At 63.0% G+C, this 12,941-nt stretch carries 11 protein-coding genes; 5 read left to right on the top strand and 6 right to left on the bottom strand.

The features are described 5' to 3' along the window. Positions 1-88 precede the first annotated feature (88 nt). Positions 89-979, bottom strand: a complete 891-nt coding sequence (locus U5O12_RS19115) for a GIY-YIG nuclease family protein (protein WP_322580167.1) — start codon at positions 977-979, stop codon at positions 89-91. Between the two features lie 214 nt (positions 980-1,193). Between U5O12_RS19115 and U5O12_RS19110 the strand changes: the two genes are divergently transcribed. After that, positions 1,194-2,320, top strand: a protein-coding gene (locus tag U5O12_RS19110) for an IS3 family transposase (RefSeq protein ID WP_322580166.1) whose coding sequence is annotated in 2 segments (ribosomal slippage) — positions 1,194-1,407 and positions 1,407-2,320 — 1,128 coding nt in all. Because the reading frame shifts where the segments join, the coding sequence is not laid out codon by codon here. Positions 2,321-2,411: 91 nt separating this feature from the next. Continuing rightward, entirely contained in the window at positions 2,412-3,329 is a 918-nt protein-coding gene (gene cysK, locus U5O12_RS19105; protein ID WP_322580165.1) for a cysteine synthase A, read from the top strand. Between the two features lie 20 nt (positions 3,330-3,349). On the opposite strand, the gene eutC is transcribed toward cysK, so the two are convergent. Genes eutC through eat form a run of 3 tightly spaced genes read right to left on the bottom strand, consistent with a single transcriptional unit; the run spans position 3,350 to position 7,017 of the window. Further along, entirely contained in the window at positions 3,350-4,183 is an 834-nt protein-coding gene (gene eutC, locus U5O12_RS19100; RefSeq protein ID WP_322580164.1) for an ethanolamine ammonia-lyase subunit EutC, read from the bottom strand. Between the two features lie 5 nt (positions 4,184-4,188). Next, on the bottom strand, positions 4,189-5,589 hold the full coding sequence (locus tag U5O12_RS19095) for an ethanolamine ammonia-lyase subunit EutB (RefSeq protein ID WP_322580163.1): 1,401 nt from the start codon (positions 5,587-5,589) through the stop codon (positions 4,189-4,191). A gap of 30 nt (positions 5,590-5,619) precedes the next feature. Continuing rightward, complete coding sequence (eat, locus tag U5O12_RS19090) at positions 5,620-7,017, bottom strand: ethanolamine permease (protein WP_322580162.1); 1,398 nt, start codon at positions 7,015-7,017, stop codon at positions 5,620-5,622. 167 nt (positions 7,018-7,184) lie between these two features. On the opposite strand from eat, the gene U5O12_RS19085 reads away from it, so the two are divergent. Both U5O12_RS19085 and U5O12_RS19080 read left to right on the top strand, forming a co-directional pair. Continuing rightward, positions 7,185-8,123: a helix-turn-helix domain-containing protein gene (locus U5O12_RS19085; protein WP_322580161.1), complete on the top strand. Its 939-nt coding sequence runs from the start codon at positions 7,185-7,187 to the stop codon at positions 8,121-8,123. 85 nt (positions 8,124-8,208) lie between these two features. Continuing rightward, on the top strand, positions 8,209-10,017 hold the full coding sequence (locus U5O12_RS19080) for an NAD(P)/FAD-dependent oxidoreductase (protein ID WP_322580160.1): 1,809 nt from the start codon (positions 8,209-8,211) through the stop codon (positions 10,015-10,017). Here the strand turns inward: U5O12_RS19080 and U5O12_RS19075 are convergent. Together U5O12_RS19075 and htpX are read right to left on the bottom strand one after the other, a co-directional pair. Next, positions 10,001-10,630, bottom strand: a complete 630-nt coding sequence (locus U5O12_RS19075; RefSeq protein ID WP_322580176.1) for a LysE family transporter — start codon at positions 10,628-10,630, stop codon at positions 10,001-10,003. The genes U5O12_RS19080 and U5O12_RS19075 overlap by 17 nt on opposite strands. Positions 10,631-10,741: 111 nt before the next feature. Next, complete coding sequence (htpX, locus tag U5O12_RS19070; protein ID WP_322580159.1) at positions 10,742-11,617, bottom strand: protease HtpX; 876 nt, start codon at positions 11,615-11,617, stop codon at positions 10,742-10,744. A 207-nt stretch (positions 11,618-11,824) separates the two neighbouring features. On the opposite strand from htpX, the gene U5O12_RS19065 reads away from it, so the two are divergent. Continuing rightward, a complete protein-coding gene (locus U5O12_RS19065) occupies positions 11,825-12,835 on the top strand; it encodes a Bug family tripartite tricarboxylate transporter substrate binding protein (RefSeq protein WP_322580158.1) in 1,011 nt (336 codons plus the stop codon). Positions 12,836-12,941: the final 106 nt, after the last annotated feature.

The following is a 12,941-nucleotide window of genomic DNA, read 5'->3' as shown; positions in this document are numbered from 1 at the left end:
TAATCACCAGAACAAAGCAAGTTAGTAATGAATTTAGCCTCTAGCCCTTGCAGAATATGCGCAAACAGCTATCAAAACAGAAGCAAAACTACTGCTCTGCTTCCAGCTCCTGGATCTCTTTCAGAGTGCGCCCTTGCGCGTCACGCCATTTGGTCCGGCCATTGCTGCTCATGCCAAGTACAAACGTGGCGGCAATGCTGGGCGATGAGAAAACGTAGTCCTGCACAAAGCGGTAGGTCGCACCGTGTATTTCGACCACTCCGCGGGCTATCAAGTCCTCTCGTTGCACAAGGCGGGCGGGCTTATTGGTCTCCAGTGAGGGCACCACATCCACCACGGCCTGCGAACCCTTACACACCACAAAGCCCTGGGTGGACTCATATCCAGACGCCTCGATACCCTTGCCTTTGCAATAGAGCAAGGTGGGGGAGACAGATGCCGTGCCAGTAGGCAGACTAGAAGTTGATACAGCTGGCGCCTGCTCAAACGCATGCACCCCCAGCACCGGCAGCATGCCCAGCATGTGGCCCAAAAAGACTTCCATGTCGGCCCGGTCGGCCTCGCTCAGGCTGGGCTCGGCGGGCTGGTTGGCGTTGTCCAGCGGCATGCGCTTGGCGGCGCGGGCCAGGGCGATGAGGCGCGACTCCAGAAACTGCACATGCGCCTTGTTGAGCTGCCCGGCCGTGGTGGTAGTGAAGCCGATGGCGCGAGTCCAGAAATCCTTTTGCGCATAGTGGCTCTCCAGCCGGGGGCGTATGGGGTCGCCCTCGCCCACGTAGAGCATGTCGCCCTCACCGTCCGGGCGCGGCCCCAGCAGCAGGTACACGCCGGTCTGCGCCAATTCGGGTCGGGTCTTGACCTGCGGCAGCAGCGCACGCGGAAACACCAACGCCTTGCCGATCCAGTTGGACTTTTCAACGATGCGCAGACCGTCGGGGTCGCCATCGGCTACGAAGATGCGGAGGGAGAAAGGGGTCATTTGGCGGCCTGCGGAAACAACTGGTTGATCAAATCCGTCACTATTTCGAATGTTCCGAGCACCGTGGAATGCAACATGGAGCTTCCATGTGCGTAGGTATGTCCTGGTCTAATGAATTCGCACACACAGATAGGTGTAAATCACCTGGGTAATAACCGTGACGAAATCCAAACGAAGAGTCTTCGACGCGAGCTTCAAACTGCAAGTCGTTGAAATGATCCGATCCCAAGGCCTGAGCATTGGCCAGGTCTGCCGGGATATGAAACTGGGCGAGACTGCAGTAAGGCGCTGGCTGGCCCAAGTCGATGCCGAACAGCTCGGCCAGCCGGGCATCGGCAAGCCCCTGACAGCTGAGCAACAGCGCATCCGCCAACTCGAAGCCGAGAACAGGCAACTGCGAGGCGACGTTGACATCCTAAAAAAAGCGTCGGCCTTCTTTGCCCGGGAGCTGCGATGAGCTTTGCGCTTGTCGAGCAACTGCAACAGAAGGCCGTGCCGGTCAATCAGCTATGCCGCGTGTTGGAGGTAAGTCGTTCGGGCTTCTACGCGGCACGCAGGCGTGCACAAGCTCAGCCCGTGGTGTGCGAAGCCAGCGTGCAACTGAAGGCTTCGTTTGCGGCGAGCGCAGGGGCTTATGGAAGCCGCCGCTTGCGTACGGCCATGGCTGCGCGAGGCACGGTGATAGGCCGCTACCGTGTTCGGCGTCTGATGCGCGCCCACGGCCTGCGATCAACGTGGAAGCGTAAATTCGTGCACACCACCGACAGTCGGCATGCACTGCCGATCTCACCCAATGTGTTGAACCGCCAGTTCAGCCCGACGCGCCCCAACCAGGCTTGGGTAGCAGACATCACCTACATCCGAACCCGCAGTGGTTGGCTGTATCTGGCCGTGGTGCTGGACTTGTTTGCGCGCAAGGTGGTGGGCTGGGCTATGGCGCCGGACATGCAGGCCGGGCTGGTATGCAAGGCACTCCAATTGGCGCTCGTGCAACGCAAACCGGCACCCGGTCTGATCGTGCACTCGGACCGTGGGAGCCAGTACGCCAGTGCTATGCACCAAGAGCTCCTGCGCAAGCATGGTCTGGTCGGCAGTATGAGCCGCAAGGGCAACTGCTGGGACAACGCGGTGATGGAGCGCTTCTTCCTGAGTTTGAAGATGGAGCGTGTTTGGCAGAAGGATTACGCCAATCACGCAGAGGCCATGAATGACATCGCAGATTACATCGTCAACTTCTACAACAGCCAGCGACTGCACTCTAAACTGGGCAACTTGCCACCCAATGCGTTCGAGCAACAATCGGCAATTCAACTACCTATCGGGGTGTGCGAAAAAACTTGACCAGGACATATGGATATGCCCAAAGTGTCGCAAGGAATTCAGACATTGGGGCCAAAATGAGGGACTGATTCCCCCTACTCGGAGACACCCCATGGCATTCGACAACGTTCTGCAAACCATCGGCAACACCCCCGTCATTCGCATCAACAAGCTGTTTGGCAGCACCCACCAGGTGTTCGTGAAGAGCGAGCGCAGCAACCCTGGCGGCTCCATCAAGGACCGCATTGCGCTGGCCATGGTGGAAGCCGCAGAGAAAAGCGGCGCCCTGAAGCCCGGCGCCACCATCATCGAACCCACCTCGGGTAATACCGGCGTGGGCTTGGCCCTGGTGGCCGCCGTCAAGGGCTACAAGCTGATTCTGGTCATGCCCGACAGCATGTCCATCGAGCGCCGCCGCCTGATGCTGGCCTATGGCGCCACGTTCGACCTGACCCCACGCGAAAAAGGCATGAAAGGCGCCATCGCGCGCGCGCAGGAGCTGGCCGAGCAAACGCCAGGGGCGTGGATTCCCCAACAGTTTGAAAACCCCGCCAACATTGACGTGCACGTGCGCACCACGGCACAGGAAATCCTGAAAGACTTCCCGAACGGCGTCGACGTCCTCGTCACTGGCGTCGGCACGGGCGGCCACATCAGCGGTGTGGCGCAGGTGCTCAAAGCGCAGTGGCCGCAGCTGAAGGTTTTTGCGGTGGAACCCACCGCCTCCCCCGTCATCAGCGGCGGCGCCCCAGCGCCCCACCCCATTCAGGGCATTGGTGCAGGCTTCATCCCCAAAAACCTGAAGACCGAGCTGCTGGACGGCGTGATCCAGGTGGATGCGGAGCCAGCCCGCGAGTACGGCCGCCGCAGCGCACGCGAGGAGGGGCTGTTGGTGGGCATTTCCAGCGGCGCCACCTTGGCCGCCATCGCCCAAAAACTGCCCGAAATTCCTGCCGGCAGCACGGTGCTGGGCTTCAACTATGACACCGGCGAGCGCTACCTGTCGGTGGACGGCTACCTGCCCACCTGAGCCCACGCGGCCGCGGCAGCTTATTTCAGCAGAAAGTTGCCGCGCTCCGCATGCAGGACGGTAGCCGCAGGTGCGGTTTCGTCCTTCAAGTCAACCCCGGAGAGCTGCCGCTGGCGCGCTTGGGTCAGCAGGTAGTGCAGCTTGAAGGCGGCATCCGCATACGCCAAGCCTGCAGGGCGCACGTTGGAGATGCAGTTGCGGCTGGCATCACTCAGTCCCACGCGGGGCATCCAAGTCAGGTACAGGCCCATGCTATCGGGTGAGCTAAGGCCCGGGCGCTCCCCAATCAAGACCACCACCGCTTTGGCGCCCAGCGCCTGTCCAATGTCATCGCCAATCGCCACGCGTGCCTGCTGGGCAATGCACAGCGGTGCCACGCGCCAGCCCTCACCCGCCATGCGCTGGTGCAAGGCATATAAAAACGGTGCGGCATTCTGTTCGATGGCCAATGCGGACAAACCGTCCGCCACCACCAACGCCAGGTCATAGGGGCGGTCTTGCACGACGTCGTCCGCGAACGCAGGCCGGTAGAGCTGCGATAGCACCTCCAGCGACGCCACATCCAGCCGCCTGCCCAAATCGGGGCGCTGCAGGTACTGGCTGCGGTCGGCGGCGGCGCTGTGCAGCAGCAGGCAAGGCGGCGGCGCATCGGGCCAGGCGGCGGCCAATCCATCGGCCAAGCGGGCAACGTCCAAGCCGCGGTGTACCGCATCGCGGGCCTGGGCATGGGCCAACTGGAAGGCCAACTGGGGCGCCGTGGGCAGGCTCACACCAGAGCGTCCCAGCGCAATGCGCGCATCGGTGAACCGGCGCAGACCAGCCCAAGGATTGACGGTAATGGGGGTGTCGTCCATAGGCATCAGGCCAGCTGCAACAGCGCCTTTTGAAAGACAGGAGGCACGTCGGCATGCAGGGCGAAATCGGCACCCGCCTCACTGAAAATCTGCATGCGCTGCAACCACGCCTCGAACTCGGGCGCGGGCCGCAGGCCCAGCACGCGCCGGGCGTACAAGGCGTCATGGAACGACGTGGTCTGGTAGTTCAGCATGATGTCGTCCGAGCCCGGAATACCCATCACAAAACTGCAGCCGGCCGCGCCCAGCAAGGTCAACAGCACATCCATGTCGTTCTGGTCAGCCTCGGCATGGTTGGTGTAGCAGACGTCGCAACCCATGGGCAGGCCCAGCAGCTTGGCACAGAAGTGGTCTTCCAGCCCGGCGCGAATGATTTGTTTACCGTCGAACAGGTATTCGGGGCCGATGAACCCCACCACCGTGTTGACCAGCAGCGGCTTGAACGCACGCGCCACCGCATAGGCGCGCGTTTCACAGGTTTGCTGGTCCATGCCGTGGTGCGCATTGGCGGACAAAGCGCTGCCCTGCCCGGTCTCAAAGTACATCACGTTGTCGCCCACCGTGCCGCGGTTCAGCGACAAGGCGGCACTGCGCGCCTCGGCCAAGAGCGCCAAGTTCAGGCCAAAGCTGCGGTTGGTCGCCTCGGTGCCGCCGATGGATTGGAATACCAGGTCCACCGGAGCGCCGCGTTCGATCGCCTGTACCGTATTGGTTACATGCGTGAGCACACAGGACTGGGTGGGAATGGCGTAGTGGCGAATGATGTCGTCCATCATGTGCACCAGCTTGACCACCTGGGCCACGTTATCGGTGGCAGGGTTGATGCCAATCACCGCATCGCCACTGCCGTAAAGCAGACCGTCCAGCAGGCTCGCAGCGATGCCGGTGGTGTCGTCGGTCGGGTGGTTGGGCTGCAGGCGCGTGGCCATGCGACCCGCCAGGCCTATGGTGCTGCGGAAAGCGGTGACCACGCGGCACTTCTTGGCCACCAGAATCAGGTCCTGGTTGCGCATGATTTTGCTCACAGCTGCCGCCATTTCCGGCGTGATGCCTGGGGCCACCGCCGCCAGCGTCTCACTGTCTACCGCGTCGCTCAACAGCCAGTTGCGGAAGTCGCCCACAGTCAAGTGGCGAATGGGGGCAAATGCGGCAGCGTCGTGGCTGTCGAGGATGAGGCGGGTAACCTCGTCCTCCTCGTAGGGCACCAGCGCTTCGTTCAGAAAGGTGCGCAGCGGCAGCTCGGCTAGCACCATCTGCGCCACCACCCGCTCCTCCGCACTGTGCGCCGCCACGCCGGCCAGCACATCGCCCGAGCGCAGCGGCGTGGCCTTGGCCATGAGGTCTTTGAGGTCCCGGAAGCCGTAGGTCCGGCTGCCTACGGTGTGGCGATAGATGGCGTTTGGCACAGAATAGGCAGGCGGTTGGATGGTGGCCGTTTATTTGGCGATGGGGGCGCTGGCGCCCAAGGGCAGCGCGTCGGCGCGCTGTTGGCCGGTCATCTTAAAGTAGCCGTAGCCCAGCACCAGGAAGCCCACGAACAAGCCAAAAATCAGCGGGTTGTAATAAATCATGGTGCCCATGCAGACCAATGCACCAAACAAGGCAAACGCCGGAAAGAAAGGGTACAGCGGCGCACGGAAGGGGCGCACCATGGCAGGCTCGGTGCGACGCAGCTTGAACAGGCTCAGCATGCTCAGGATGTACATCAAGATGGCACCAAACACCGACATGGTGACGATGTTGGCAGTGAGCGACTGGCCGCCGATGGTGATGAAGGCATCGCTATAAATTGCGGCAATGCCAACCACACCACCGGCCAGGATGGCGCGGTGCGGGGTCTTGAAGCGGGGGTGCACCTTGGCAAAGTAAGACGGCAAAAAGGCCTCCCGCGACAGGGCGTAGATCTGGCGCGAGTAGCCCAGGATGATGCCGTGGAACGATGCCACCAGACCAAACAGGCCCAGCCACACCAGCATATGCAACCAGCCACTGTTTTCGCCCACGATGAGCTTCATGGCCTGGGGCAGTGGGTCGTTGATGTTGGAGAGCTTGGTCCAGTCGCCGGAGCCACCGGCAAACACCATCACGCCAATGGCCAGAAACACCAGCGTCAGGATGCCCGTGATGTAGGCAATCGGGATGGAGCGCTTCGGGTCTTTGGCTTCTTCGGCCGCCATGGCCACGCCTTCAATCGCCAAGAAGAACCAGATGGCAAACGGGATGGCCGCAAACATGCCGGGGATCGCGGCCCAGCTGAAGTCATCACTGCCAGACCAGCCGCCCTTGGTGAAGTTGGCCATGGAGAAGCCAGGCGACACCACGCCCATGAACACCAGCAGCTCAAAAATCGCAATCACGGTGATACACAACTCAAACGTGGCGGCAATCTGCACGCCCACGATGTTGAGTGTCATGAACACCAGGTAGGCGCCCAAGGCAGCCATCTTTGGGTCCAGGGACGGGAACTGCACGTTCAGGTAGGCGCCAATGGCCAGCGCAATGGCCGGCGGCGCAAAGACGAACTCCACCAACGTGGCCGCCCCGGCCAGATACCCCCCCGTGGGGCCAAACGCGCGCTTGCTGTACGCAAACGGGCCACCAGCATGCGGGATAGCGGTGGTCAGCTCGGTGAAGCTGAAGATGAAGGTGGTGTACATGGCCGCAATGAACAGCGCCGTTACCGTGAAGCCCAGGGTGCCAGCCGAGGCCCAGCCGAAGCTCCAGCCGAAATACTCGCCCGAGATCACCAGCCCCACGGCAATGCCCCAGAGCTGAAGGGTGCTAAGCACCGGTTTGAGCGTGTGTGCGCCCGTGGATGGTTGTGCAGATGACATGGATTTCCTCCGACAGGGATTGAGACAGGGCGCCCATGCATTGCGGCACGGGCTTTGCTTGCAGCGACTGTAGGCAGCCCCGCGCCAAGCCGGTATCGAAAATCGGCAAACCTGCAGTGCGCACCCGCGCGGTGCGCCGGCCTGGGCTTGCACCGTTGGAGGACCCCATGCACCACATACAAGCGCCCGCACTCCGCATCGTGGAGGCCATGGATGCGGATGAACACGCCAGCAACCTCACCAACTGGGAGCAGTGTTACGACCAGACTACCGCCGGCGTGTTCCACGGCCTGCTGGAAGAGCTGCAACTCCCCGCCATGCAGGTGTTCCGGGAAAGCACCAGCCAGGGCATGCGCCAGTCGTGCTGCGTATGGCCAGACGCACTCTGGTTTGGCTTGCCGTACTCGGCGCAGGCGACCCGCATCAACGGCCGCACGGTGGCACCCAACGGGGTGCTGGTACGTCCGGGCAACTGCGAGTTCGAACTCATCACCCCGGCGGACTACACCATTTTTGGCATTGTGGTGCGCCAGGACACCCTGCACGACGCGGCGCAGCGCTTGGGCTACGCGATTGACTGGGAACGCTTGCGCGGGGCCGAACTGGTGCATGCCTCCCCGGCAGCACGCCAGCAGTGTCTGCACACCCTGGGTGCCTTGTTGCAGCACCCCCATCACCCGGGCGACGCCGATGCCACCCAACACGCGGCGCTGGCAGCCCTGCTGCCCCTGATCGACACGGGGGTGGTGGAGCGTGAGGTGCGCGACAGCTTTGCCCGGCGCCAGCGCATCGTGGCCAAGGCGCGCGACTACCTGCTGGCCCACCACGACCAGGCCATCACCGTGCCTGACCTGTGCCAGCAGCTGTTTGTGAGTCGCCGCACCCTGCAATACTGCTTTGAAGATGTGCTGGGCATGGCCCCCCTGCAGTACCTGCGCATCCTGCGCCTCAATGGCGCGCGGCGCGATTTGCGGAACAAGGCCGCCAGCACCGTCAGTGATGTGGCTGCGGACTGGAGCTTCTGGCACTTCAGCCAGTTCTCCAGCGACTACCGCAAACTGTTTGGTCACAGCCCTTCGGCAGACTGCTCCAGCGGACCGCACTGACGCAGTCGCCTGCGCCTCTGAGGGGGCCCACACAACGGGTGGCGCGTAAAATCTGGGCCTTGCTTGATAACCACGAGCCCGCACCATGATCCGCCTGACCGAACTCAAACTTCCCCTGTCCGCCTTGCCCGTGGAAGAGCGCCGCGCCGCCGACGCCCCCACCGAGACCGAGGCCGACCGCGCGCCCGTGGCGCACCCGATCGATGCGCTCAAGCGCCTCTGCGCCCAGGCGCTGGGCATCGACATGGCGACCATCGCCGATCTGCGTGTCTTCAAGCGCAGCTTTGATGCGCGCAAGGCCGATTTGCTGGCGGTCTACATCGTGGACCTCACACTGACGGACCCGGCGCTGGAAGCGCCATTACTCGCCAAATTCCCGAACCACCCACACATCCTGCCCACACCGGACATGGTCTACCGCCTGGTCGCGCAAGCCCCGGCCGATCTGGCCGAGCGCCCCGTGGTGGTGGGCTTTGGGCCGTGCGGCATGTTTGCCGCACTGGTGCTGGCGCAAATGGGCTTCAAACCCATTGTGCTGGAGCGCGGCAAACCGGTGCGCGAGCGCACCAAGGACACCTGGGGCCTGTGGCGCAAGAAGAACCTGAACCCCGAGAGCAATGTGCAGTTTGGCGAGGGCGGCGCCGGCACGTTTTCAGATGGCAAGCTCTACAGCCAGATCAAGGACCCGCGCTTTCTGGGCCGCAAGGTCATGCACGAGTTTGTGCAGCACGGTGCGCCAGCCGAGATCCTGTACGAAGCGCACCCACACATCGGCACCTTCAAGCTGGTGAAGGTGGTGGAAGGCATCCGCGAGCAGATCATCGCGCTGGGTGGCGAGATTCGGTTTGAGCAGCGCGTGACGGATGTGCTATTAAATCAGGAGCTATCCGCGCAATATCTACGAGGGCTGGAGGTCGAAAACCTTCAGAATGGCGAGCGTTATGTGCTGCCCGCCCGCCATGTCGTGATGGCGCTGGGCCACAGTTCCCGCGACACCTTTGCCATGCTCTATGAGCGCGGTGTGGCCATGCAGAGCAAGCCGTTCTCGGTGGGCTTTCGCATCGAACACCCGCAAAGCGTGATCGACCGCGCACGCTGGGGCCGCCACGCAGGCCACCCACTCTTGGGCGCGGCGGACTACAAGCTGGTGCACCATGCGGCGAACGGGCGCGCGGTCTACAGCTTCTGCATGTGCCCCGGCGGCACCGTGGTGGCCGCTACCAGCGAGCCCGGCCGTGTGGTCACCAACGGCATGAGCCAGTACTCGCGCAACGAGCGCAATGCCAACGCTGGCATGGTGGTGGGCATCGACCCACCCGACTACCCGGACGACGAAGCCGCATTCGTACACGCCTTTGGCGACGAGAAAGGCCGGCGCTACGCGGCCGAGGCCGCGGCCATGAAAGCCCAAGACCCCAAGGCCGCACACCCCCTGTCCGGCATTGCGTTCCAGCGCCAGCTGGAGAGTGGCGCCTATACCCTGGGCGGCGGTACTTACGAAGCGCCCGGCCAACTGGTAGGCGACTTCATCGCCGCCAAGCACTCCACCGAGTTTGGTAGCGTGACCCCGTCGTACAAGCCGGGCGTGAAGCTGGGTGACCTGGCGCCCAGCCTGCCCGGCTACGCCATTGCCGCGCTACGCGAGGCGCTGCCGGCGTTTGGCAAAAAAATCAAAGGCTTTGACATGGCCGATGCGGTGCTGACCGGGGTGGAAACCCGCACCTCCAGCCCCATCAAGATGCCGCGCGGCGAGGACCTGCAAAGCACCAACGTGCGCGGCCTGTACCCGGCCGGCGAAGGCGCCAGCTACGCCGGCGGCATTTTGTCTGCGGGGGTGGACGGCATCAAAGTGGCCGAGGCGCTGGCGCTGGACCTGCTCACGCCGCGCGCTTGAAAAACGCCAGCAGCGTGCCTGCGGCCACAAACAAGCCACCAAATACCCGGTTCAGGGCCCGCAGGTGAGATTCCGATTTGAGGGCACGCAGCACCTTGGCTGCCAGCGCGGTGTAGCCACCCATCACCACCAGATCGGTAAAGCCCAATGTGGCCGCAATCACCAGGTACTGCGGTGCCAGCGGCTGGGCCAGGTTCAGAAACTGCGGCACCACAGCCAGCAGAAACACGGTGCCCTTGGGGTTCAGCGCATTGATAACCCAGGCCCGGAACACCATGCTGCGCACGCTGGCTTGGCCGGCCTCTTCGGTCTTGGCCGCCAGCGGCACGGCGGGCGCCCGCCACTGCTGGATGCCCAACCACACCAGATAGGCCACACCGGCCCACTTGATGACCAGAAAGGCGGTGGCGCTGGTAGCCACCACCGCGCCCAGCCCCACGCCGACCACCACGATCTGCGTCCAGATGCCCAGCACTAAGCCCAGCGTGGTGATGTAGCCGCGCCGAAAGCCGTGGTTGAGCCCCGCGCTCATGGCGGCCACCGCCCCCGCACCGGGCGAAATACTGATCGCCCAGGAGGCGGCAAAAAAGGCAAGCCAAGTCGAGAGGTCCATCTGCACATCCGTTCCATCCATCGGGCCTGCTTTGTAACACGCCCCAAAAAACAAAACCCCTTTGCACACGGGGCGCAAAGGGGTCGCAGTACGCGGCGTGCGCCGCACCCATCAATTGCCAGAGGCTTGCAGGGCAGCGATGCGCTCTTCAATCGGCGGGTGGGTCGAGAACAGCTGGCCAATGCCACCGGCAATACCCATGGCGGCCACGCTCTTGGGCAGCTCGCCGGGTGTCATGCCACCCAGGCGGGCCAGCGCATTCATCATCGGCTGCTTGCGGCCCATCAGTTGGGCAGCACCTGCGTCCGCACGGAATTCACGCTGGCGGCTGAACCAGGCCACGATGATGGCGGCCACAAAGCCCAGCACGATGTCGAGCACGATGGTGGTGACGTAGTAGCCGATGCCGGGGCCGCTGCTTTGCTCATCGTTCTTGCGCAAGAAGCTGTCCACGGCGTACCCCACCACGCGGCTGATGAACACCACAAAGGTGTTCATCACACCCTGGATCAGCGTCATGGTCACCATGTCGCCGTTGGCAATGTGGGCCACCTCGTGGCCAATCACGGCCTCAATCTCATCCCGCGTCATGCCCTGCAGCAAGCCGGTGCTCACCGCCACCAGAGCCGAGTTCTTGAACGCGCCAGTGGCAAAGGCGTTGGGTGCGCCCTCGAAGATACCCACTTCGGGCATGCCAATGCCGGCCTTGTCGGCGAACTTGCGCACCGTGTCCACAATCCAGGCTTCATCCATGTTCTGGGGCTGGTCGATCACACGCACGCCCGAGGTCCACTTGGCCATGGGCTTGCTGATCAGCAGCGAGATGATGGCGCCACCAAAACCCATGATGAGTGCAAAGCCCAGCAGCGCGCCCAGATTCAGGCCGTTGGCGGTCAAAAAGCGGTTGACGCCCAACAAATTGGCCACCACACCCAACACCAGCACCACGGCCAGGTTGGTCATTACAAACAAGACAATACGTTTCATGGTTCTTCTTTCGGAAAGCGACGGGGCTCCCGTCGTTGACACGGATGGTAGGGGCGCTCGCGCTGATTTCAAGCTTTGGCGCGGCCTTGGGCCCACGAAGTTTATGGACTTTTGCCTCCCAAACCGCGAACTTGGAGCCTGGCGTCATCAAACACCCCTAATATCCCCTCCTTTGATTCCCCCTGCGCGCGCTTGCGCATCCAAGACATGCACCACATCCAACGCCGTCGCCTCATCACTGGCCTGTCTATCGCCCTTTCCGGCGTCGCACTGCCCAGCTGGAGCCAATCCGCCAAACCCGCTGCGGTTGCCAAACCCAAGGCAGGCAACAAGCTGGCAGCCAAGCTGCGTATCGTGATTCCCGCCAACCCGGGCGGTGGCTGGGACCAAACCGGCCGCGCCTTGGGCACCGCCATGATCTCGGCCGGCGTCGTGGATGAGGTGGAGTTTGAGAACAAAGGCGGCAAAGGCGGCACGCTGGGCCTGGCCCACTATGCCGAGAAATACAACGCCGATGCCAACACCCTGATCGTGGGTGGCACCGTGATGGTGGGCGCGGTGGCCCTGCAGCGGCCGGCGGTGGACTTGAGCGCCATCCAGCCGGTGGCCCGCCTGACCAGCGACTACCTGGTGATGGTGGTGGCAGCCAACTCGCCCATCCAGAGCGTGGCCGACCTCAGCGCGAGCATGAAGGCCAACCTCAAAGGCGTCGCCATTGCGGGAGGCTCTGCAGGCGGGGTAGACCACATTTTTGCTGGTGTGTTTGCGCGTGCTGCGGGAGCGAACCCGGAAGACCTGAACTACCAGCCCTTCGCCAGCGGCGTGGACGTGGTATCCGCCCTGCTGGCTGGCAAGGCAGCGGTGGGGATCTCTGGCTACAGCGAATTCAGCGCACAACTGGCGGGTGGCCAGCTGCGTGCGATTGGTGTGTCTTCCCGCAAACCTTCGTTTGGCATCCCCGCCATCCGCGAACAGGGCGTGCAAGCCGAAATGTCCAACTGGCGCGCCGTCTTCACGGGCAAAGGCGTTTCCGCAGGCCGGCAGGCAGAGATGGTGGAAGCCGTACGCCTGGCCACGCAACACGACGCCTGGAAAGCCACCCTCAAACAAAACCATTGGGATGCGTCCTGGATGTCCGGCAAGGACCTTGTCAACCTGATCGACCTGGACCTGACTACCGCCCGCGTCATGGTGCATTTGCTCAAGCTCAAGGCCTAACAGCTTAGCCCCCGCGCTCCGCCGCTGTCGCGGGTCGCTGCCCCCCAAGGGGGTGCATTGGCCTTGGGGCGGCCCAGCGGCCAATGGTAGCCCCCACGCTCCGCCG

Source organism: Rhodoferax sp., assembly GCF_034519335.1.
Taxonomy (GTDB): Bacteria; Pseudomonadota; Gammaproteobacteria; order Burkholderiales; family Burkholderiaceae_C; genus Allorhodoferax.
The sequence above is the reverse complement of the archived record's forward strand: the minus strand, read 5'-3'. Positions and strand labels throughout refer to the sequence as shown.